The following is a 22,578-nucleotide window of genomic DNA, read 5'->3' as shown; positions in this document are numbered from 1 at the left end:
CGGTTCCGACGACACCAGGGAAACAAACTTGCAACAAAATTCCTCGATTCTGATGCCGATGCAGCGCCGTGCGCTGATCTGGCTGGTCATTGCACTATGCATCTGTGTGCTGCTCTGGCTGCTGAGCCCGGTGCTCACGCCATTTCTGCTCGGCGCGATTCTCGCGTACATTCTGCAGCCGGGCGTGTCGTGGATGGAACGCCGGCGCATACCGCGCGGCCTCGCAGCGCTCGCGATGATCCTGTTTTTCACGCTGATGATGAGCGTGCTCGTCTTGCTGGTGCTCGCCGTCATCCAGAAAAAGGGGCCGCTGTTGCGCCAGCAGGTGCCCGTGCTGCTCGCGCATGCAAGTGCGTGGCTCCAGCCCAAGCTGGCCATGCTGGGCCTCGGCGATTCGCTCGATTTCGTCAAGATCCGCGAATTCGTGATGACGCAGCTTGAAGGCAGCGCGCAAACCGTCGCGCTGTACGCGTGGACGTCGATCCGCACCAGCAGCAACCTGATGCTCGCGCTGATCGCGAATCTGGTCACGGTGCCGCTCGTGCTGTTCTATCTGCTGTACGACTGGAACCGCATGCTGGCGCGCATTCAGAGGCTGATTCCGCGCCGCTGGCTCGACAAAACGCAGCAACTGGCGCGCGACATGGACGAGATGTTGTCGCAATACCTGCGCGGCGAAGTTCTCGTGATGGTCATCCTGGCGGCATACTACGCGATTGCGCTGAGCGTCGCCGGGTTCGAGATTGCGTTGCCGGTCGGCATATTTACGGGGCTGGCGGTGTTTATCCCGTACCTCGGGTTTGCAACGGGCCTGGTGCTGGCGCTGATCGCGGCGCTGTTACAGTTCGGCAACTGGTACGGTTTCGGCGCGGTCGCGCTGATTTACGGCTTCGCGCAGCTCGTGGAGAGCTTTTATCTGACGCCGCGACTCGTCGGCGAGCGGATCGGGCTGCACCCGCTCGCAGTGATTTTCGCGTTGCTGGCGTTCGGGCAACTGTTCGGCTTTTTCGGCGTGCTGCTTGCGCTGCCGTTCAGCGCAATCCTGTCGGTCGCGATCCGCGAGTTGCGCCAAAGCTACCTGGCGAGCACGCTTTACAACAACTGACTGCTCTTTGACTGTTCTAGGCCCGCTTGAGGGCCGACGCGGCCTTAGCCTCATTTTCGGCATTAACTTACTGTGCTTCGTCAACTGACGCTCGATCTCGGCACCCCGCCGCCATCGACATTCGACAATTTCTTCGCAGGCGCGAACGCCGAGCTGGTCACGCGCCTGCGCGAGCTCGACAACGCGCTCGCCGCCGGACCGGTCGCCGATCGCTCGTTCTACATCTGGGGCGAGTCCGGCAGCGGCCGCACGCATCTGTTGCAGGCGCTGGTGCACGAAGCGTCGCCGGGACATGCGCGCTTTGCCGGTCCGCAGAGCAGCCTCGCCGCGTTCAGCTTCGACCCGCGCGTCGCGCTGTATGCAATCGACGATTGCGACGCGCTCTCCGCCGCGCAGCAGATCGCCATGTTCAACCTGTTCAACGAAGTGCGCGCGCATCCCACCAGCGCGCTGGTCGCTGCGGGCAACGCGCCGCCGATCGGCATGAGCGTGCGCGAAGATCTGCGCACGCGTCTCGGCTGGGGACTCGTGTTCCATCTCGCGCCGCTGCCCGACGAAGGCAAGGCGGCGGTGCTGAAACTGGCGGCACGCGAGCGCGGCCTGATGCTCGCCGACGACGTCCCCGCCTACCTGCTCACGCATTTTCGCCGCGACATGCCGAGTCTGATGGCGCTGCTCGATGCGCTCGACCGCTTCTCGCTCGAACAGAAACGCGCGGTCACGCTACCGCTTTTGCGCATCATGCTGGAGGAACAGCGCGGCGTACCGGGCTCCGCCGGCGGCTCGTCCACTGGCACGGTTGCGGGTTCACACGCCGCTTCATCCGCTTCAAGTAAAATAGGCCCCCATGGCTAACCTCGCACTCTTCGATCTCGACCACACGCTCATTCCCACCGACAGCGACCACGAATGGGGCCGCTTCATGGTGAAACAAGGCATGGTCGACGCCGAAAATTTCGCCCGTGAAAACGATCGCTTTTTCGCCGACTACAAGGCCGGCAAGCTCGACATTCACGCCTATCTGATCGCCATGCTCACGCCGCTCGCGAAGTACACGCGCGCGGAACTGGCCGAGCTTCACGCAAAGTACATGCACGAAGTGATCACGCCGGCCATCTTCCCGGTCGCGCTGGAACTCGTGAAGCAGCACCGCGAAGCTGGCGACCTGTGCTGCGTGGTCACGGCCACCAACGAATTCATCACGCGTCCTATCGCGCAGGCGTTCGGCGTCAATGCGCTGATCGCGTGCGAGGTGGAAACCGTCGACGGCGAACCGCATTCGCCGTACACCGGCCGCCCCACGGGCACGCCGAGCTATAAGGAAGGCAAGATCGTCCGCACCGAAGCGTGGCTTGCTTCGCTCGGCAAAAGCTGGAGCGATTTCGAGCACAGCTATTTCTATAGCGACTCGCACAACGACATCCCGTTGCTCGAAAAAGTCACCGACCCCATCGCGACCAATCCGGACGACACATTGCGTGCCCATGCGCAAGCCAAAGGCTGGCGCATCCTCGAACTCTTTCAACCCTCGTGATCAAAAAACTTATCCGCAAGCTATTCGGCCAGGACACGGCGCCCGCTGAAGACGCCCAACCCGCCCAAGCCGAAGCAGACGAAACCGGTAGCGCACGCGTGCGTTCGGCATCGACCACGGGCGGCGCTAGCAAGGCGCGCCGCAAACCCGCCCGCACCACCGCTGGCGGCGCTTCCACCGCCAAAGCTGTGCGCGACCCGGATGTGCCGGTCATCATTCCGCACGACGTGCATCGTATCGACCAGGCGCTGATCTCGCGCAACGCGATTCGCGTTACCGAAGGGCTGCAACAGGCGGGGCACCGGGCGTTTATCGTCGGCGGTGCAGTGCGCGATCTGCTGCTCGGCATCAAGCCAAAAGACTTCGACGTCGCCACCGACGCCACGCCCGAACAGGTGCAGAAGCTGTTCCGCCGCGCACGCATCATCGGTCGCCGGTTTCAGATCGTGCACGTTCAGTTCGGGCAGGAGATCATCGAGACCTCGACGTTCCGGGCGCTGGTCGATCCGCCCGCAGCCGATGCGCCGCCGGCACGCCGCCTGAAGCGCGACGAACTCGACCGCCGCACGCACGCGGTGGACGCGAGCGGCCGCGTGCTGCGCGACAACGTGTGGGGCGAGCAGCACGAAGACGCCACACGCCGCGACTTCACGATCAACGCGATGTACTACGATCCGGCCACCCAAACCGTGCTGGACTATCACAACGGCATGGCCGACATGCGCGAGCGTCTGCTGCGCATGATCGGCGACCCGGCCACGCGTTATCGCGAAGATCCGGTGCGCATGCTGCGCGTCGTCCGTTTCGCCGCGAAGCTCGACTTCGAGATCGAAGACAACACGCGTGCGCCGATCGTCGAAATGGCCGATCTGATCAACAACGTGCCCGCCGCGCGTCTGTTCGACGAGATGCTCAAGCTGATGCTGTCCGGCCACGCGCTTGCGTGCCTGAAGCGTCTGCGTCAGGAAGGTCTGCATCATGGCCTGTTGCCGCTGCTCGACGTGGTGCTCGAACAACCCATCGGCGAAAAATTCATTACGCTTGCGTTGAGCAATACCGATGCTCGCGTGCGCGCCGGCAAGCCCGTGTCGCCGGGCTTCCTGTTCGCGACCCTGCTGTGGCACGACGTGCAGCAGCGCTGGCAGAAGTTCGAAGCGAACGGCGAGTATCCAGTACCCGCTTTGCATCGCGCGATGGACGAAGTTCTCGACATGCAAACCGAGAAACTCGCGATCCACAAGCGCTTCTCGTCGGATATGCGCGAGATCTGGGGCTTGCAGTTGCGCCTCGAGAAACGCTCGGGAAGAAGCGCGCTGAAGCTGCTGGAACACCAAAGATTTAGAGCGGGGTATGATTTCCTCCTGTTGCGCTGCGAATCGGGCGAACTCGACGAGGCGGTCGGTACGTGGTGGACGGAGTTCATCGAAGGAGACATTGCCGCGCGCGAGACGTTGCTCACGCAAGGCGGGAAGGACCGGAGCCCAAGAAAACGACGGCGGCGCAGCAGTGGCGCCAAAGGCCGCAAGCCGGGCGAGGGAATGGAGGGCGGCACGCCAGCCGAACGCTCAGACGACGACGCGGGCCACGACGGCTCGCACGAAGACTGACACAGCGTTTCGCTGAAGCCGTCGAACGATAGTTGCAGGAAGTTATGCCATGACGGTTGCTTATCTCGGCCTCGGCGCGAATCTCGGGGACGCGCGCCAGACCCTGAAAGACGCAGTGGTGTGCCTCGCACAACAGCACACCATCTCCGTGCTCGCCAAGTCGAGCCTGTATCGCACTGCCCCGATCGACGCGGGCGGTGACGATTATTTCAACTGCGTCGTGAAGGTCGATACGACACTCCCCGTGCGGCATCTGCTGGCGCTATGCCAGAAGATCGAGCATCAGTTCGGGCGCGAGCGGCCGTTTCGCAATGCACCGCGCACGCTCGATCTGGACATCCTGCTGTACGGCGAGCAATCGATCGACGAACCCGATCTGATCGTGCCGCATCCCCGTATGGCCGAGCGCGCTTTTGTGCTGGTGCCGCTGGTCGAGATCGACTCGGCGCTGGTCATTCCGCAACACGGCCGTGCCGAGGCGCTGCTCGGCGGCGTCAGCGATCAACGTATCGAGAAAGTGAAGGGGCCGTGTCAGTGTCCTATGCTCAATGCATTGAGCGCTAACGGTGCAACCGAAAAAGGGCGCTGCGAATGAATTCGCCGCCGCTCACGGTCACGGCGCCGCAACTGCGGCCACCGTTCGGCTATCTCGCGATTGAAGGCCCGATTGGCGTCGGCAAGACTTCGCTCGCGCGTCGTCTCGCTCAACGCTGGTCGATGCAGGAATTGTTCGAGCGTCCGCAAGACAATCCTTTTCTCGAGCGTTTTTATCGCGACACCGCGCGTTATGCGCTGCCCACGCAATTGCACTTCGCATTGCAGCGCGTTCAGCAGACGCAGGAAGTGAACACCGCGCAAGGCTTAGGCACACCCCTCATCGCCGATTTCATGACGCAGAAGAACGACATCTTCGCGCGTCTCACGTTGCCGGAAGACGAGTGGCAGTTGTATCGCGCGCTCGCGGCCCAGATCGAAGTCAGCGCGCCCGCGCCGGATTTCGTGGTCTATCTGCAGGCCAGCCCTGAAGTGCTGTTCGCGCGCATCCAGAAGCGCGCCGTGCCGATGGAATTGCAGATTTCCGACGCCTACCTGCGCGCACTCTGCGACGCGTACAACGAATTCTTCTACCACTACGACCGCACGCCCGTGCTGACGGTCAACGCTGAACATCTGAATCCGCTCGACTCGGACGCGGACCTTGCGCTACTCGCCGAGCGCATCGAAACGATGCGCGGCCGCAAGGAATTCTTTGTCAAGGGCACGTCGCTGTAAGCGGCGCGGCCAGCTTTTTTTCCAATGGATTGACCCATGACTTATTTGCAGGAAGCCAGCCGGAGCGCGATCACCGTGCCGAAGCTGCAGGCAATGCGCGACGCAGGCGAAAAAATCGCGATGCTCACCTGTTACGACGCGAGCTTTGCGTCGCTGCTGGATCGAGCGGGCGTCGATACGCTGTTGATCGGCGATTCGCTCGGCAACGTGCTGCAAGGTCAGACGACGACGCTGCCGGTGACGCTCGCCGACATCGCATATCACACGGCGAGCGTGGCGCGCGCGCGGCCATCGGCGCTGATCGTCGCCGATCTGCCGTTCGGCACATACGGCACGCCGGAAGACGCGTTCCGTAGCTCGGTGGAGTTGATGCGCGCGGGCGCGCAAATGGTGAAGCTCGAAGGCGGCGAATGGCTCGCTGACACCGTGCGTTTTCTGGTTGAGCGCGCGGTTCCGGTGTGCGCGCACATCGGCCTCACGCCGCAGTCCGTGCACGCATTCGGCGGCTTCAAGGTGCAGGGCAAGACCGAAGCAGGCGCGAGTCAGGTGTTGCGAGACGCGCTCGCGGTGGAAGCGGCTGGCGCGCAATTGATCGTGATGGAAGCGATTCCGTCGCAACTCGCGAGCGAAGTCACGAAGCAATTGCGCATTCCGACGATCGGAATCGGTGCGGGTCTGGATTGCTCGGGTCAGGTGCTGGTGCTGCACGACATGCTGGGTATTTTCCCCGGCAAGCGCCCGCGTTTCGTGAAGGATTTCATGCAGGGACAGCCGAGCATTCTGGCGGGCGTGGAAGCGTACGTGCGTGCAGTAAAGGATGGTTCGTTCCCAGGAACCGAACATACGTTCTGAGTTTTTTCTCTTACTGAGCCGTAGCGGATAGGACCAGACGGGCTTTTTTTCGGCCGTTGTGAGGTCCATCCTACATTGGCTGCAAAACCGGTGGTCTACCTTCGTTTATGTGGCAATGCGGCTCTTCCGCGAGCCGTGTTGCCATGAACCTAAGACGAGGAGAGATCGCGATGAGCCCGTTCTGCCTGATCGACGTCGCAGGAATCCGCGAGCATGCCGAAGTACCGCATGACGTGCATCATTCTGCGTGGCATAAGCGCTTGGGGAACTGGATGAGCCGGGTGCTGCATGGGGGGCGTGGTTGAGGCGATTGTACTGGCGCCAGCTTCGACCAGATGTGCCACGAGTATCGATCCATGCATCTGATTCGCTGCCGCGTGTGTGCGTGCGACGGTGGGCATCGCCGCCAGCACTCCGGCGGCCTCTCCTTCGCGCTTCCTTCAGTCTACAACCCGCGCCGGCATCGCCCCTCGCAGCGCATTGCAGACCATCATCGCTTCGGCATTTAGTAAATCGGCGCGTGTCAGCACGCGTTCAGCCGCCTGCAAGCCGTCGGCATCCTCATCCAGCAGCACGCTGCGCATCACGCCGGGCAACACGCCCGACGCGAGCGGCGGCGTCCACCAGCGCCCGTCCAGCTTCACAAACACGTTCGACCGACCGCCTTCGGTCAACTCGCCTCGTTCGTTGAAGAAGAGCGTATCGAATGCGCCTTTAGCTTCGGCCTCGCGCCAGCCCCGGTCGTATTCGGCGCGGCGGGTGGTTTTGTGAAGCAGCAGTGGATCGCTGGCTTGCGTCGCCGGGAAATCCTGTTCGTTTGCGAGCAGGACTCCGATCGGTGCGTCCGCCGATGCTGTTAGTGGCGACAATTCGGCGGCCGTGATCTGAAGCGTGCCGTTCTTGCTCAACGCAAGCCGCATCCGATGAGCGACTTGCGACGGCAACTCCGCGCATTTCGCCGCGATCTGCGCACGAAGGCTAGCTTCGTCGGCGAGTTTGAAGCCTAGCGCCGAGGCGCTCGACGACAGCCGCTTCAGATGTCGCGACAGATGGCGTACGCCCTCTTCCCGCGTCGCGTACATCGTTTCGAACAGATCGAAGCCAGGCTCCGCTCCCATCAGGAAGCTCGCTTTCAATTGACACTCCGCATATTCGTCGGCGGCCACGCTGTCGAGAACGATGCCCGCGCCGACACCCATCGTGCCTCGCAGCGCGCCGGTTTGTGGACTACGGCTTAACGTCAAAGTCCGGATCGCGACCGACAGGCAGAAATCGCCGCACGCCGCATCCTGTCCCGACGATGACGCCACCGCGTCGAGCCATCCGATCGCGCCGGTGTAAAGACCGCGCGGCGTGCTCTCCAGTTCGTCGATCAGTTGCATCGTTCGATACTTCGGTGCACCAGTGATCGAGCCGCACGGAAACAACGCTCTAATAATTCCGGCGAAGGAGGTGTCAGGTAGCAGTACGGCATCGACGGTCGACGTCATCTGCCAGACCGACGCATACGGCTCCACCGAAAACAGCGCCGGCACCTTGACCGAGCCCGTCTGCGCAACCCGCGACAGATCGTTGCGCAACAGGTCGACGATCATCACGTTTTCAGCGCGGTTCTTTGGATCGTTCGCGAGAAACTCCGCCGCGCGCCGATCTTCGACAGGATCGGCCGAGCGCGACGCGGTGCCTTTCATTGGCCGCGCGCGCAGCTTTGCGCCCTGCTTTTCAATGAAAAGCTCCGGCGAACACGACACCACCCAGTTATCGCCCGGTAACGCGATAAGCGCGCCGAACGGCACAGGCTGCCGCGCCCTCAATCGCCGATAAAGCGCGACTGGCGAGCCAAACACGTCGAAATTGAGCCGATACGTGTAGTTGACCTGATACGAATCGCCCGCCCGCAAAGCCGCGTGAATCGCGTCGATTGCCGTGCCGAACTGCGCGCGATCGACGCTCGCGCGCACGTTCGCCGTGCCCGCTACCGACGGCTCGGCCGCTGCGCCATCGCGCGCCGCAAGCCACGCATCGACCTCTTCACGCGACTGCTTTTCACATCGTTCGAACAATAAAAAACGCAGCGTGGCATCGCCACGCTGCGTTTTCGAAGACCCAAGCCGCTCCAGATCGAGCAGGGTCCGGCCAAACTCATAGTCGGCCAGCACGACGGCGTGCAAACCATGCCGGGTATCGGCCGCCACGGTCTCACACACGCTGTCGAGTTGCGCGGCGTCCGCGCAAACCCGTTCGTGCACAAAACCCGTGTACAGACGACTCGACCGGCGCGCCGCCGTCGCGTCGCAATCGTCGAGCAGCGCGAAAACTGCGCCGCACTCATCTGCCGTCATGCTTACCGCCAAACTTCAAACCGCCATTAATCGAAGAAGCTCTTCACCCGATCGAACCAGCTCTTGCTCTGCGGGCTATGCCGCGAGCCGCCTTCCACCAGCGCTTTCTCGAACTGTTGCAGCAATTCGCGCTGCGACTCGGTGAGCTTGACCGGCGTTTCGACCTGAACGTGAACGTACAGATCGCCGGCAATGCTCGAACGCAGCCCCTTGATACCCTTGCCACGCAGGCGGAACGTCTTGCCCGACTGCGTACCTTCCGGCACCGTGAAGCTCGCGCGGCCCGCGAGAGTCGGCACTTCGATTTCGCCGCCGAGCGCCGCAGTGGTGAACGGAATCGGCATCTGGCAATGCAGGTCGTCGCCGTCGCGCTCGAAGACCGAGTGCTGCTTGATATGAATCTCGACGTACAGGTCGCCCGACGGACCGCCGTTGATACCCGGCTCGCCGTTACCGGCCGAACGGATACGCATGCCGTCATCGATACCTGCGGGGATCTTCACTTCCAGCGTCTTGGTTTCCTTCACCTTGCCCGCGCCATGGCAGTGGCCGCACGGGTCGGGGATGTAGGTGCCGGTGCCGTGGCACTTCGGGCAAGTCTGCTGGATGCTGAAAAAGCCTTGCGACATGCGCACCTGGCCCGCGCCGCTACAGGTCGGGCAGGTTTCCGGCTTGGTGCCGGGCTTCGCGCCCGAACCGTGGCAGATTTCGCACGACACCCAGCTCGGCACGCGAATTTGCGTGTCGTAGCCGTGAGCGGCCTGTTCCAGCGTGATTTCCATGCTGTAGCGCAGATCGGCGCCGCGATACACCTGCGGGCCCGCGCGTCCACCACCGCCGCGTGCTGCACCGCCGGCCGCCTGGCCGAAGATGTCGCCGAAAATATCACCGAACGCATCGGCAAAACCGCCGAAGCCCTGCGCGCCCCCCGCACCCATGTTCGGATCGACGCCCGCGTGACCATACTGGTCATACGCGGCACGCTTTTGCGAGTCCGACAGCATTTCATAGGCTTCCTTCGCCTCTTTGAAATGCTCTTCCGCATCCTTGTTGCCCGGATTGCGGTCGGGGTGGTGCTTCATCGCCATCTTGCGATAAGCCTTCTTGATTTCGTCGTCGCTCGCGTTCTTTGCGACGCCCAGAACCTCGTAGTAATCCCGTTTCGCCATATCGGTTCAACGCCACTCGCGCAATGCGACGCGGTGGCTCCTCTTGAATGCTGGAGTCTTGCGACTCGTCCGGCCGCCGTTTTTCGCCGCTTTGACCCGGCTCGAAACAACGCCCTCCATAAAACAAATGTGCCCGGAGAGCCCCAAAAGGCTCGCCAGGCGAGATAACCGCTTTTGCACGTTGCGTGTTGCCCTGGTGGGGCGCTGCTTGTGCAGCCGGGCCGCACACGTTGCCGTGTGCGGCTTTACGGTCTGAATGCGACCTGGCTTTAGTCCTTCTTCACTTCCTTGAAGTCGGCGTCGACCACGTCGTCCTGCTGCTGGCTTGCGCCACCAGCCGACGCGCCCGGACCTGCCGCGCCCGCTGCCGCTGCTTCGGCGCCTTGCGCTGCCTGCATGTCGGCGTACATCTTTTCGCCCATCTTCTGCGACGCGGTTGCCACGACTTCGATCTTCGCTTCGATCGCCGCCTTGTCAGCCGAACCGCTCTTCAGCGTTTCTTCGAGGTCCTTCAGCGCGGTTTCGATCGCTTCCTTCTCGGCGGCTTCCAGCTTGTCGCCGTATTCCGTGAGCGCCTTCTTCGTGCTGTGGACCAGCGCGTCGCCCTGGTTGCGGGCATCGGCCAGTTCACGCAGCTTGTGATCTTCTTCAGCGTTCGCTTCGGCGTCCTTCACCATCTTCTCGATTTCTGCTTCGGACAGACCCGAGTTTGCCTTGATCGTGATGCGGTTTTCCTTGCCGGTCGCCTTGTCTTTCGCGCCGACGTGCAAGATGCCGTTCGCGTCGATGTCGAAGCTCACTTCGATCTGCGGCGTGCCGCGCGGTGCCGGCGGAATGCCTTCGAGGTTGAACTCGCCGAGCAGCTTGTTGCCTGCTGCCATTTCGCGTTCGCCCTGGAACACCTTGATCGTCACGGCGCCCTGGTTGTCGTCAGCCGTCGAGTAGACCTGTGCGTGCTTGGTCGGGATCGTGGTGTTCTTGTTGATCATCTTTGTCATCACACCGCCGAGCGTTTCAATGCCGAGCGATAGCGGGGTCACGTCGAGCAGCAGAACGTCCTTGCGGTCGCCCGACAGAACCTGACCCTGGATCGCGGCGCCAACGGCCACGGCTTCGTCCGGGTTCACGTCACGGCGCGGATCCTTGCCGAAGAATTCCTTAACCTTTTCCTGCACCTTCGGCATGCGGGTCATACCGCCGACCAGAATCACATCGTCGATTTCGCCGACCTTCACGCCTGCGTCCTTGATAGCAACGCGGCACGGCTCGATGGTGCGTTCGATGAGTTCTTCAACCAGCGCTTCCAGCTTGGCGCGCGTGATTTTCAGGTTCAAGTGCTTCGGACCCGACGCGTCTGCGGTGATGTACGGCAGATTGATTTCGGTCTGCTGGCTCGACGACAGCTCGATCTTTGCCTTTTCAGCCGATTCCTTCAGGCGTTGCAATGCAAGCACGTCTTTCGACAGATCGACGCCCTGCTCTTTCTTGAATTCGCCAATGATGTAATCGATGATGCGCTGGTCGAAGTCTTCACCGCCCAAGAACGTATCGCCGTTCGTGGAGAGCACTTCGAACTGCATTTCACCGTCGACGTCGGCGATTTCGATGATCGATACGTCGAACGTACCGCCGCCCAAGTCATACACCGCGATCTTGCGGTCGCCCTTTTCAGCTTTGTCCAGGCCGAAGGCCAGCGCAGCTGCGGTCGGTTCATTGATGATGCGCTTGACTTCCAGACCGGCGATGCGGCCTGCGTCCTTGGTTGCCTGACGCTGGCTGTCGTTGAAGTACGCGGGAACCGTGATCACTGCTTCGGTGACCGGCTCGCCTAGGTAATCTTCAGCGGTCTTCTTCATCTTGCGCAGCGTTTCCGCCGAGATTTGCGGCGGTGCCAGCTTCTGATCGCGCACTTCGATCCATGCGTCGCCGTTGTCGGCCTTCATGATCTTGTACGGCATCAGAGCGATGTCTTTCTGCACTTCTTTTTCTTCGAAGCGGCGGCCGATCAGGCGTTTGACCGCGTACAGCGTGTTCTTCGGGTTCGTGACCGACTGACGCTTCGCCGGTGCGCCGACGAGAATTTCGCCGTCTTCCATGTAAGCGATGATCGACGGCGTGGTGCGTGCACCTTCCGAGTTCTCGATGACCTTGACCGAGTTGCCTTCCATGATCGCCACGCACGAGTTGGTCGTGCCGAGGTCGATACCGATGATTTTGCCCATTTTTACTGTTCTCCTGACTTTGATCGCTGCGGGAATCGCCCTGTTTGCCCATCTGGCGGCAAGGCGATCCGCTCTGAATTCCTACCTGCACTCAACATAAGTGCGTCCGCATCGTTTTCAAGACCTCTTTTACGATGCGGTCTTTAATTTTTTTCAATCGGTCGAACTTTTGCCCGAATCCGCGCTATCGGCATGGATGCTGTCTGCGGCGTCGATGCCCTGAATCTTTTCCCGCGCGGCCGCTACCGCTGCCTGAAACTGCCCAAGACCGTGCCAGCCGGTTGCCCGGCCAAGCCGCTTGCCGCGATAAAAGAAGAACCACGTGGGGACGCCGTGAAGCATGAAGCGCCGGCCCAGTTCGCGGTGCTCGTAGACATTGCTGTGAAACCACCTGAGGCCGAGCGCACGGATCGCGTCCGGTTGCGCCAGCATGGCTTTCTTGGCGATCTCGCAATTGAAGCAGTCGAGACCCCAGAAAAACACCACCGCCAGATCATCCCCGGCTCCTGCAAGGGCAGCGTCGAACGAGTCGGCGCTGAGTTCCTGCATGTCGAAGGCGGCGAACGCGGTGGCGTCGACGGGAATATTGGCCATGGCTGCACCTGCCGGGCGAGATTTGCTGCAGAAGCGTCTACAGGACGCTACGTGCTTACTTCGGCGCCGCGACGGTGACGAGTGCCGGACGCAGCACGCGGTCGGCAATCACAAAGCCTTTTTGCAGCACGGCCACGACAGTGTTCGGCTCCTGATCGGCCGGCACCATCGAAATAGCCTGGTGGCGATGCGGGTCGAACTTCTCGCCGACCGGATTCAGGGCGACGACGCGGCCCTTTTCCAGCGCGCCGCTCAATTGGCGCAGCGTAAGTTCGACGCCTTCGCGCACTTTCTGCAGATCGTCGGACGAGTGAGCGACCGCGGCTTCGAGGCTGTCGACCACCGGCAGCAGATGCTCGGCGAAACTCTCGATCGCGAATTTATGGGCCTTGGCGACGTCTTCCTGAGCACGGCGGCGCACGTTTTCGGTCTCCGCCTTCGCGCGCAGGAAGCTTTCCTGCAATTCGGCGATCTTCGCCTGAGCTTCGGCCAGCGCGATCTGCTCAGCGCTTTCCGGCGCCGGCTCACCGGCGTTAGCAGCCGCGTCCTGCTGGGATGCCGCAGCCTCCGCGGCCTGGCGCGCGGTTTCGTCGGCGGGCGTGGGATTCTGGCTCGTCGGGTTCTCTTGCGTGTTTTCCATGTCGCTGAAAGTCGTTAAAAAGTAAAAGCCAACAGTGGCGGCGATACGTGAACATAGTGCGATTTGTGCGTTGCAAAATCGCGACACATCGTCCGACGTACATTCGCATAACGAAACGGCAGATGGGGCCGGAAAGACCCATTTCAAGCGGGTCTGCCCGCTCTTTTCACACTAGCGGGATTCAGTCGAAATCCGCCGTTACAACCATTATTGCGGCGCAATCAGATAGAGATTGAGGGAAGCCGGCAAGTGACCTATGCTCCATTAAAGCATCGGAAAAGACACGTTAACCCTAATCTGACGTCTACCTTACCGGCTCATTGCATTTATTGAATTTCCACCTGATTCGCCCGTTTCAATAAAGAATCTTCCCAAGGGGGCACCGTGAAACTGACCTTTGCAATCGGGGTGGTCGCATTGGTTCTGATTGCGGGCACCACCACAATCTGCATGTCCGGGGCGGTCAACGATCACACCACGGAATACGGCGGTGTGCACGCGACCATCGAGCAGTTGTTCAATCCCCACCAGAAAATCTGTCGATAGTGCGCCGGTCGCGCTTGGTCGGCCGGCCGTGCAAAGCGGCGGCCGGTTCGCGATACGTCTTGCGCCGCTCCTGCTCCACCTGCCGTTTTACCTTGCTCTCTTCGGTCTCAGCGTAAAGCGTTTGCGCGACGCTAGCAGGACCACGCACATCGCACACTCCCAGCACTTCCACCTGCCACACAATCCGCTCGATTTCGATCTCGACCAGGTCGCCGACCCGCACGTCCTTCGCCGGTTTGACGCTGGCGCCGCCGATCCGCACATGACCTTTGTCAACCGCGTCCGCCGCGAGCGAACGAGTCTTGAAAAAGCGCGCAGCCCAAAGCCATTTGTCAATGCGTAACTTAGCGCCCGCTTCCATAGATATCTGGTAGTTCATCAGCTTGCTCCACTGCCGCTGGTGTGCGGCACAGGCACCGTCTGCACCGGCCAGCCCTGCAGATTCTGCGCGACGATTTCACCAAGCGCGGCGATCCACGGCTGTGATGCGTTCACGCAGGCAATCCGGTGAAACTCCTTGCCGCCCGCGTGCAGAAACTCGTCGCGCACTTCCATGCCGATTTCTTCAATCGTTTCAAGACAGTCAGCAGTGAAACCCGGGCAAAAAACGTCGGCGCGTCGCACACCTGCCGCGCCCAACTCCTTAAGCGTAGGCGCCGTGTACGGCTGCAGCCATTCGGCTTTGCCGAAACGCGACTGGAAGGTGATACGGCATTCCACCGGCGTCAGTTCGAGCGCCTGCATCAGCAACGCGCCAGTCTGCTGACATTGTTCATGGTAGGGGTCGCCCAGATCGAGCGTGCGCTTGGGCACGCCGTGAAAACTCAGCACCAGCTTGTCGCCCGCCGCAAAGTCGGGCCGGCCATGCTGATGCCAATATTGATGCACCTGCGCAGCCAACGCAGCAATGTACGCGGGATGATCGGCGTACTGGCGCACCGTGCGGACTTCCGGCTGATTTCGCATGCGCTTCATCGCCGAGAAGGCGTCGTCGAAAGCCGTGGCCGTGGTCGACGATGAATATTGCGGATACATCGGCATCAGCAGCACGCGCTCGACGCCCGCCAGCTTCAACTGGTTCAGCATTGCCGGGATGCCCGGTGTGCCGTAGCGCATCGCGTAGTCGACCAGCACGGTGTAGTCGTTCAAGTGCAGCAGGTGGCGCAAACCCTCCACCTGCTTTTCCGTGTAGACACGCAGCGGCGAGCCTTCCGGCATCCAGACTGCCGCGTATTTCTTCGCCGAGCTGCGGCTGCGGAACGGCAAAATCAGCAACCGGAGGATGATCTGCCAGAGCAGCGCGGGGATCTCGACCACCCTGGGATCGGACAGGAACTGCGCTAGATAGCGTCGGACCGCGCGCGGCGTCGGCGCGTCGGGCGTGCCGAGATTGATCAGCAGCACGGCGACACGATGTGACGTGGCGTTCTGTGAGGGCCGCTCGAGGTCGAAGCGCATAGGCAGCAGAGGTCACCGCTTGAGGCGGCGAGTCGGATTCAGGAGAGATTCATTATAGCGGCGCGGTTCGTGCCCGCCGCCCCAAGCACCCCTGGCCGTTCGGCCGATTGGCAAGCGGCGCCGGCTCGCGCATCATTTGCGGCACGGCTTCGGCTTACTTGCCTCGGGTTGCAACCGCGATGGTTACTGCTGGCTGAGCGTCAGCGAGAGCAACCGCGCGGTGATGTCGACAATCGGAATCACGCGGTTGTAGGCCATGCGGGTCGGCCCGATCACGCCGAGCGTGCCGACGATCTTGCCGTTCACTTCGTACGGCGCGGTGACCACGCTCATTTCTTCGATCGGCACGAGATTCGACTCGCCGCCGATGAAAATCTGCACGCCCGCCGCGTGACTCGACACGTCGAGTAACTGAAGGAGACTGGTTTTTTGATCGAACACATCGAACAGCTTGCGCAGTCGCGCCATGTCAGACGAAAGATCGGCGACTTCGAGCAGATTGCGCTCGCCGGAAATCAGCACGGTCTCGCCGGTGTCGGCCTCGTCGGTGCTCGCGGTGACGGCGGCGTGCATCAGCGTGGTCATGTCGCCGCGCAGCTCGTCGATTTCTTCACGCAGACGGCGGCGCACATCGTCGAACGACAGGCCCGCGAAATGTGCGTTGATGTAATTGGAGGCCTCGACCAGTTGCGACGGCGAAAAGTCGCGCTGGGTGGCCATAATGCGGTTCTGCACGTCGCCCTCGGGCGTCACGATGATCAACAGAATGCGTTTGTCGGACAAACGCATGAATTCGATCTGCTTGAACACGTGGCTGCGGCGAGGCGTCAGCACCACGCCGGCGAACTGCGACAGGTTGGACAGCACGCTGGCCGCCGCCGCGACAATCTTTTGCGGCTCGCCAGCCTGCAGCGTGGTTTTGACGGTGCGCATCACGGCTTCTTCGTCGGCCGCGGATTCGACCGTCAGCATGGTGTCGACAAAGAGACGATAGCCACGCGGCGTGGGAATGCGGCCTGCGGAAGTGTGCGGGCTGATCACGAGCCCCAGGTCCTCGAGATCGGACATCACGTTGCGGATCGTGGCCGGGCTCAGTTCGAGGCCCGAATAACGTGACAACGTGCGCGAGCCGACCGGCTGACCTTCGGCGATGTAGCGCTCAATCAGCGTTTTTAGGAGGGTTTGTGCGCGAGGATCTAGCATGAGGGAAAATTTTAGCTCAATGACGCGACGACGGCGAGCGCCAACCGCGCCCACTCCTGACAAATATGCAGGCTGTTGCCGGCGTGCATGTCATCAAGGCTTCACCATTCTAACGATAATCGCGAGATGCGCTGACAGCCCGTGCGAGCCGGCTCGCTACCGCGTCTGTCAGCGGTTCTTTTCAGGCCCTACCTATGGTGTAATGCCGGCATGCAAGTGACCAGCCAGTTCAAGACCGTCGCGCTCGTCGGGCGCAACAATACGCCGGGCATCGGTGAGCCGCTGACCGCGCTCGCCTCGTGCATCGCAAAGCGCGGCTTCGAAGTCGTATTCGAAGCCGACACCGCGGCCGAAATCGGCATCACCGACTATCCGGCGCTCCGCCCAGCCGAAATCGGCGCGCGCGCCGACGTGGCCGTGGTGCTGGGCGGCGACGGCACGATGCTCGGCATCGGCCGCCAGCTCGCGCCGTACCGCACGCCGCTCATCGGCATCAACCACGGGCGGCTGGGCTTCATTACAGACATCCCGATCTCCGACATGCGCGAGATCGTGCCGCAAATGCTGGCCGGCAAATTCGAGCGCGAAGAACGTGTGCTGCTCGAAGCGCGAATCATGCGCGACGGCACGCCGATCTATCACGCGCTAGCCTTCAACGACGTCGTGGTCAACCGCAGCGGCTTCTCCGGCATGGCGGAGCTGCATGTGTCGGTGGACGGCCGCTTCATGTACAACCAGCGCTCGGACGGCCTGATCGTCGCCACGCCGACCGGCTCGACCGCTTACGCGCTGTCGTCGCAAGGGCCGATTCTGCATCCGCAATTGCAGGGCATCGTGCTGGTGCCGATCGCGCCGCATGCGCTGTCGAACCGCCCCATCGTGCTGCCGGACGACTCGAAGGTCAGCATCCAGATCGTGTCCGGGCGTGAAGTGAACGTCAATTTCGACATGCAGTCGTTCACATCGCTCGAATTGGGCGACACGATCGAGGTGCGCCGCTCACGCCATACGGTGCCCATGCTGCATCCGGTCGGCTATAGCCACTACGCCACGCTGCGCAAAAAGCTGCACTGGAACGAATACCCGTCGCACGAAGAAGACACCAAGCCCTGAGCGGCGAAGCAACGCTGGACACCAACGCCATCGTAGTCGCCGCTGCCGGAACCTGAATTTCAAGCTCATCAGACGACCTCCATGCTTCGCCACCTCTCGATACGCGACTTCGTCATCGTCGCCGCGCTCGATCTCGAATTCGACGGCGGCTTTACTGTTTTCTCCGGCGAAACCGGCGCCGGCAAGTCGATCCTGATCGACGCGCTGGCACTCGCGCTCGGTGCACGCGCCGACGCGAATGTCGTGCGCACCGGTGAGACCCGCGCCGACATCACGGCCGAGTTCGAAACCCATGCGCAGGTCGAGCAATGGCTCGACGAGCAGGCACTCGGGCCGGCCGCAGACGACGGCCACCACGGTGGCACCGTCATGTTGCGGCGCGTGGTCGATGCGAACGGGCGCTCGCGGGCGTTCATCAACGGAACGGCGGCGACGCTCGCGCAGTTGCGCGAAGTCGGCGAAATGCTGGTGGACATTCACGGCCAGCATGCGCACCAGTTGCTAATGCGCCCGGACGCGCAACGCGAACTGTTCGACACGCACGCCGGGCTTTCCGACACCGCCGCGACCGTTACGCGGGCGTGGCGCATGTGGCGCGAGAAGGTGCAGGCGGTTGAGCACGCAAAGACCCGCGACCGCGAGTTGCAACTGGAACGCGAACGGCTCGCCTGGCAGCTCACCGAACTGGACAAACTCTCGCCGCAGCCAGGCGAGTGGGAAGAGGTCAACACGGAGCATCGGCGGCTGTCGCATTCGGCGAATCTGATCGATGGCGTGCAAGGGGCGCTCGGCGCGCTGTCGGAATCGGACGAGGCAATGATCACGCATCTGGCGTCGATCGTGTCGAAAGTGCGCGACCTCGCGGAAATCGATCCGGCATTGAACGACGTGCTGGCCGCGCTCGAACCCGCGGAAATCCAGTTGCAGGAAGCCGCGTATTCGCTGAGTCATTACGCGCAGCGGCTCGAACTCGATCCGGACCGGCTCGCGCAGGTCGACAAACGCCTTGATGCATTGCACTCGGCGGCACGCAAGTTCCGCCTTCAGCCGGAAACGCTGCCCGAAGAACATCAGGCTCGCCGCGCGCAACTGGCCGCGCTCGACGCCGCGGCCGATCTCGACAGCCTGCACGCAGCAGAAGCCAAGGCTAAAGAAGCCTTCCTGACCGAAGCCAGGAAACTGTCGAAGGCACGAGCCAAAGCGGGCAACGCGCTAGGCGCGGCGGTCACCACCGGCATGCAGGAACTGTCGATGAAAGGCGGCAGCTTCGAAGTCGCGCTGGTGCCGCTGCCCGAAGGCGGCGCGCACGGGTTGGAGCAGGTCGAGTTCCGCGTCGCCGGTCATGCGGGGGTGCCGCTGCGGCCGTTGGCAAAGGTTGCGTCGGGCGGCGAACTGGCGCGGATCAGCCTCGCGCTTGCGGTCATTGCCAGCGCGGCGAGCCCGACACCCACGCTGATTTTCGACGAAGTGGATACCGGCATCGGCGGCGGCGTCGCCGAAGTGGTGGGACGGTTGTTGCATCAGCTTGGGCAAGCGCGCCAGGTGTTGTGCGTGACCCACCTGCCGCAAGTAGCCGCGCGCGGCGACCATCATTTTCAGGTCGCGAAAGCGGGTAATGGCAAGGGCGGTACGGTGAGCAGCGTGATTTCGCTCGACAAGGCGAGCCGCGTCGAAGAAGTCGCACGGATGCTCGGCGGTCTGGAAATCACCGCGACCACGCGCAAGCACGCGAGGGAAATGCTGGCGGCTTAGCTAGTGAACGGCCTGAGTGCCCCGCAGCCTGCGTGAGCGATTGCACGAGTTAGAACCAGCACGAGACCGGGACAGCATATGAAGTCCCGGTCTGTCTCTAGAGTGGAAAGGCAACACGCCAGCCGAGATTCGTAGCCGCCCTCCGCGCATCACGTCTCACGAAAAATCCGTCGCAAAGGCCCGGCCACCGCCCAATCAGCAGGCAGCACCTCCTCACCCAAACACCCGCCTCCACAACCCCAGCACCACCTCACGCTCGGTCGTCACCAACCCGGGATCGACCCGCGCCTTCTCCATCCCGTCCAGCCGCAGCTTGTGCTGCAACTTGCGATACGTCCGATACGCGGCGCCCACCGTCTCCGCCTCCGTCTCGCTCATCAGCCCGAAGCGCGACACCTCGCGCAGCAACGCGATATTCCCGGTATTGCGGATCAGCTCGGGATCGCTCGCCGCATGCAGCAACACCCAGTACTGCACGGTGAATTCGATATCCACCATGCCGCCGCGATCGTGCTTCAGATCGAACAGGCCAGGCGTATGGTTCGGATGCCCCGCCTCGACCCGCGCGCGCATCTCCACGATCTCCTTGGCGAGCGGCTCGGCCTCGCGCGGCGTGGTCAGCACCCGTTCTCGGATCGCCTCGAATTTCGCGCCGATGTCGACATCGCCGGCACAGAAGCGCGCGCGGCTCAGCGCCTGGTGCTCCCACACCCACGCGGTGTTGGCGGCATCGCCCTCACGCAACTGGTAGCGGCGGAACGCGTCCAGATCGGTGACGAGAAGCCCCGACTCGCCGTTCGGCCGCAACCGCAAGTCAACATCGAACAGGGTGCCTGCGCCGGTCGCCATGGTCAGCCATGTGATCAGGCGACGGGCGTAAGTGGCGTACACGTCGGCGGCGGCATCGTCGGGATCGTCGTACAGGAAGATCACGTCGAGATCGGACGCATAGCCCAGTTCCTTGCCTCCCAGCTTGCCGTAAGCAATCACCGCGAAGCGCGGCACCTCGCGATGGCGCTTCGGCAACTGCTTCCAGACCGCTTCGAGCGTCACGTCGAGGACGGCGTCGGCGAGCTCGGACAGCCGGTCGCTCACATGCTCGACGCTCAGCTTGCCCGCAAGGTCGATTAGCAGAATGCGGAACACCTCGGCCTGGTGAGCGTGGCGCAGCAGGTCCATCTGCTGTTCGACGCCGTCGGCGGCCGCGAGGCGCAAGCGCAGCGTGCGCTTGAATTCGGGCCAGTCGAACGGACTGTTGATCGCCTCTTCATCGAGCAGTTCATCGAGCAATTGCGGATGGCGGATCAGATAACCCGCCGCCCAGCGCGAGCCGCCCAGCACCGACAGCACCTGATGCAGCGCCTGCGGATACTCGGTCAGCAGCGCCAGATAAGCACCGCGCCGGCTGACCGCTTCGAGCAGATCGAAAAACCGCATGATCGTATTGCCGCGCCGCGCCTCCGGCTCCAGCGTGCGCGCGGCTTCCAGCGCCCGTTGCGCGACGATGTCGAAGCGTTGCCGGCTTCGCTCGGCAAGCCCCGTGTAACGCGACGACTGCCAGACCGCACGCAGCCGCGACAGCAAATCGCCTGGCTCGGCTACGCCCAGTTCGACGAGGCGCGCGCGCAATGCTTCGTCGGCGCTATCGTCGGCGAGCGCGCTGCTCCAGACCCACGCAGCCGCGCCGTCTTCCGGCGCGCCGCAGCCGTCGCGGCCGCTCACCTTGTCGGCGAAAATCTGGTCGAACTGCTGCTCGACGAATTCGCGATGCGCGTCGAGCCGGGTCATCAAGGTCACGTAGTCGCAACCCATCGCTTGCGCGAGCGCAATGCGCTCGTCGGGATCGACCGGCATCGCGTGCGTCTGAGCGTCGTTACGGTATTGCAGACGATGTTCGAGTTCGCGCAGGAACCGGTAAGCCTGCGACAGCTTCACGCACACCGACGGGTCCAGCAGCCCATGCGTGGCTGCGTGCCGCAACACGGCGAGCGTCGGCCGCACGCGGAAGCCCGCATCCTGGCCGCCGCGAATCAGCTGAAACACCTGCGCGCTGAATTCGATTTCGCGGATACCACCGCGCCCGAGCTTGATGTCGTCGGCCTTGTCGGGACGCATCGACGCGCGGCGCTGCGCTTCCTGGCGGATCTGCAGATGCAGCGCGCGAATCGCGCTGATCACGCCGAAGTCGAGATAACGGCGGTAGACGAACGGCGTGACGATCGCGTCGAGTTGTTTCTGCAAGCGTTGCGCGGCAGGACTCGCGCCTTCGGACACGAGCCGCCCCTTGATCCACGCATAACGCTCCCATTCGCGGCCCTGCACGTAGAAATATTCTTCGAGCATGCCGAGACTGCACACCAGCGGCCCCGAATCGCCGTTCGGCCGCAGACGCATATCGACGCGGAACACGTAACCATCGGCGGTGACTTCGGCGAGCGCGCCGATGAGCCGCTTACCGAGTCGCGTAAAAAAGTCCTGCGTGGCGATCGGCGAGCGCTGGCCGCCGGCCGTCTCGCCGTCTTCTTCATAGACGAAGATCAGATCGATATCCGACGACACGTTCAACTCGCGCCCGCCCAGCTTGCCCATGCCCACCACGCCGAGCGCGAGCCGCTCGCCTTGCGGTCCGCGCGGCTCGCCGTAAAGCGCTTCGAGTTCCGCCGACAACACCGCGAGCGAGCGCTGGATCGTCGTCTCCGCGAGATCGGTCATCGCGCCGGTGACTTCGGCGATGTCGGCTTCGCCCGCCAGGTCGCGCTCCATCACCGCGCAGAACACTTCGGTGCGCAACTGGCGCAACGCCCGTTTGAGCGCGTCCTCGCTCAATGGCGTACCAGCCGCGCCCGCCGCTTCCGTACACAACGCATCGAAACGCGCGTCGATACGCTCGCGGCTCAATGGCGCCGACGCCAGCGCCGTGACATGCGCAACGAGTTGCGGACGGGCTGCCGCAGCACGCGCGGCGTAGTGGGAATAGCTGGAACTCAGGAGAGTGGCGTCGGTCATCAGGGGTCGGGCTCGCTCGTTGCTTGTTAGCGTTGTTCAGTTCGCTGTAACACGACGGAAAGTTGACGGCTCTGCAAGCGGCGACGCGGCATGCAGACAGGGTTTGCCGGAAGTCCGCCGACGCTTTCTCGTGTGTTACATTTCGTCGTTAATTCGCAAAACT

General features: G+C 62.6%; 19 protein-coding genes. 10 read left to right on the top strand and 9 right to left on the bottom strand.

Annotated elements, in window-relative coordinates:
- Nucleotides 1–28: 28 nt before the first annotated feature.
- From ABH945_RS13320 to ABH945_RS13285, 8 genes are all read left to right on the top strand, one after another.
- Nucleotides 29–1,105 (top strand): AI-2E family transporter, encoded by a 1,077-nt coding sequence (locus ABH945_RS13320; RefSeq protein ID WP_074766265.1) that lies wholly within the window; start codon nucleotides 29–31, stop codon nucleotides 1,103–1,105.
- A 72-nt stretch (nucleotides 1,106–1,177) separates the two neighbouring features.
- The gene (gene hda / locus ABH945_RS13315; protein WP_429250790.1) at nucleotides 1,178–1,960 is read left to right on the top strand and encodes a DnaA regulatory inactivator Hda; all 783 of its coding nucleotides are present in this window, start codon (nucleotides 1,178–1,180) and stop codon (nucleotides 1,958–1,960) included.
- A complete protein-coding gene (locus ABH945_RS13310; protein ID WP_074763104.1) occupies nucleotides 1,953–2,639 on the top strand; it encodes an HAD family hydrolase in 687 nt (228 codons plus the stop codon). Before hda ends, ABH945_RS13310 begins: the two co-directional genes overlap by 8 nt.
- Nucleotides 2,636–4,246, top strand: coding sequence for a polynucleotide adenylyltransferase PcnB (pcnB, locus tag ABH945_RS13305; RefSeq protein ID WP_074763103.1), 1,611 nt, complete (start codon nucleotides 2,636–2,638; stop codon nucleotides 4,244–4,246). The genes ABH945_RS13310 and pcnB overlap by 4 nt, the downstream gene beginning before the upstream one ends.
- 49 nt (nucleotides 4,247–4,295) lie before the next feature.
- Nucleotides 4,296–4,841: a 2-amino-4-hydroxy-6-hydroxymethyldihydropteridine diphosphokinase gene (gene folK / locus ABH945_RS13300; RefSeq protein ID WP_074763102.1), complete on the top strand. Its 546-nt coding sequence runs from the start codon at nucleotides 4,296–4,298 to the stop codon at nucleotides 4,839–4,841.
- Nucleotides 4,838–5,518, top strand: coding sequence for a deoxynucleoside kinase (locus ABH945_RS13295; RefSeq protein WP_429250789.1), 681 nt, complete (start codon nucleotides 4,838–4,840; stop codon nucleotides 5,516–5,518). The genes folK and ABH945_RS13295 overlap by 4 nt, the downstream gene beginning before the upstream one ends.
- A 36-nt stretch (nucleotides 5,519–5,554) precedes the next feature.
- Nucleotides 5,555–6,370: a 3-methyl-2-oxobutanoate hydroxymethyltransferase gene (gene panB, locus ABH945_RS13290; protein ID WP_429250788.1), complete on the top strand. Its 816-nt coding sequence runs from the start codon at nucleotides 5,555–5,557 to the stop codon at nucleotides 6,368–6,370.
- Nucleotides 6,371–6,540: 170 nt separating this feature from the next.
- Nucleotides 6,541–6,675 carry a hypothetical protein gene (locus ABH945_RS13285; RefSeq protein ID WP_290439516.1) on the top strand — a complete coding sequence of 45 codons (135 nt, stop codon included), beginning with the start codon at nucleotides 6,541–6,543 and terminating at the stop codon, nucleotides 6,673–6,675.
- Nucleotides 6,676–6,810: 135 nt separating this feature from the next.
- Here ABH945_RS13285 and pabB read toward each other — a convergent pair whose 3' ends face one another.
- From pabB to hrcA, 8 genes are all read right to left on the bottom strand, one after another.
- Nucleotides 6,811–8,712, bottom strand: a complete 1,902-nt coding sequence (gene pabB, locus ABH945_RS13280; RefSeq protein ID WP_429250787.1) for an aminodeoxychorismate synthase component I — start codon at nucleotides 8,710–8,712, stop codon at nucleotides 6,811–6,813.
- A gap of 26 nt (nucleotides 8,713–8,738) precedes the next feature.
- On the bottom strand, nucleotides 8,739–9,881 hold the full coding sequence (gene dnaJ, locus ABH945_RS13275; protein ID WP_074763098.1) for a molecular chaperone DnaJ: 1,143 nt from the start codon (nucleotides 9,879–9,881) through the stop codon (nucleotides 8,739–8,741).
- Between the two features lie 269 nt (nucleotides 9,882–10,150).
- The gene (gene dnaK / locus ABH945_RS13270; protein ID WP_429250786.1) at nucleotides 10,151–12,103 is read right to left on the bottom strand and encodes a molecular chaperone DnaK; all 1,953 of its coding nucleotides are present in this window, start codon (nucleotides 12,101–12,103) and stop codon (nucleotides 10,151–10,153) included.
- Between the two features lie 153 nt (nucleotides 12,104–12,256).
- Entirely contained in the window at nucleotides 12,257–12,697 is a 441-nt protein-coding gene (locus ABH945_RS13265; RefSeq protein ID WP_429250785.1) for a thioredoxin family protein, read from the bottom strand.
- A 55-nt stretch (nucleotides 12,698–12,752) separates the two neighbouring features.
- Nucleotides 12,753–13,337: a nucleotide exchange factor GrpE gene (grpE, locus tag ABH945_RS13260; protein ID WP_429250784.1), complete on the bottom strand. Its 585-nt coding sequence runs from the start codon at nucleotides 13,335–13,337 to the stop codon at nucleotides 12,753–12,755.
- A gap of 517 nt (nucleotides 13,338–13,854) precedes the next feature.
- Complete coding sequence (locus ABH945_RS13255) at nucleotides 13,855–14,262, bottom strand: RNA-binding S4 domain-containing protein (protein ID WP_429250783.1); 408 nt, start codon at nucleotides 14,260–14,262, stop codon at nucleotides 13,855–13,857.
- On the bottom strand, nucleotides 14,262–15,341 hold the full coding sequence (hemH, locus tag ABH945_RS13250) for a ferrochelatase (RefSeq protein ID WP_429250782.1): 1,080 nt from the start codon (nucleotides 15,339–15,341) through the stop codon (nucleotides 14,262–14,264). The genes ABH945_RS13255 and hemH overlap by 1 nt, the downstream gene beginning before the upstream one ends.
- Nucleotides 15,342–15,524: 183 nt before the next feature.
- Nucleotides 15,525–16,544, bottom strand: coding sequence for a heat-inducible transcriptional repressor HrcA (gene hrcA / locus ABH945_RS13245; protein ID WP_011486855.1), 1,020 nt, complete (start codon nucleotides 16,542–16,544; stop codon nucleotides 15,525–15,527).
- 210 nt (nucleotides 16,545–16,754) lie between these two features.
- Between hrcA and ABH945_RS13240 the strand changes: the two genes are divergently transcribed.
- Together ABH945_RS13240 and recN are read left to right on the top strand one after the other, a co-directional pair.
- On the top strand, nucleotides 16,755–17,657 hold the full coding sequence (locus ABH945_RS13240) for an NAD kinase (protein ID WP_074763092.1): 903 nt from the start codon (nucleotides 16,755–16,757) through the stop codon (nucleotides 17,655–17,657).
- 81 nt (nucleotides 17,658–17,738) lie between these two features.
- Nucleotides 17,739–19,409: a DNA repair protein RecN gene (recN, locus tag ABH945_RS13235; RefSeq protein WP_429250781.1), complete on the top strand. Its 1,671-nt coding sequence runs from the start codon at nucleotides 17,739–17,741 to the stop codon at nucleotides 19,407–19,409.
- Nucleotides 19,410–19,622: 213 nt separating this feature from the next.
- Here recN and glnE read toward each other — a convergent pair whose 3' ends face one another.
- Entirely contained in the window at nucleotides 19,623–22,415 is a 2,793-nt protein-coding gene (gene glnE, locus ABH945_RS13230) for a bifunctional [glutamate--ammonia ligase]-adenylyl-L-tyrosine phosphorylase/[glutamate--ammonia-ligase] adenylyltransferase (protein WP_429250780.1), read from the bottom strand.
- Nucleotides 22,416–22,578: the final 163 nt, after the last annotated feature.

It is taken from the genome of Paraburkholderia sp. GAS333 (assembly GCF_050435665.1).
Lineage (GTDB): Bacteria > Pseudomonadota > Gammaproteobacteria > Burkholderiales > Burkholderiaceae > Paraburkholderia > Paraburkholderia fungorum_A.
This window is presented reverse-complemented; position numbering and strand designations above follow the sequence as displayed.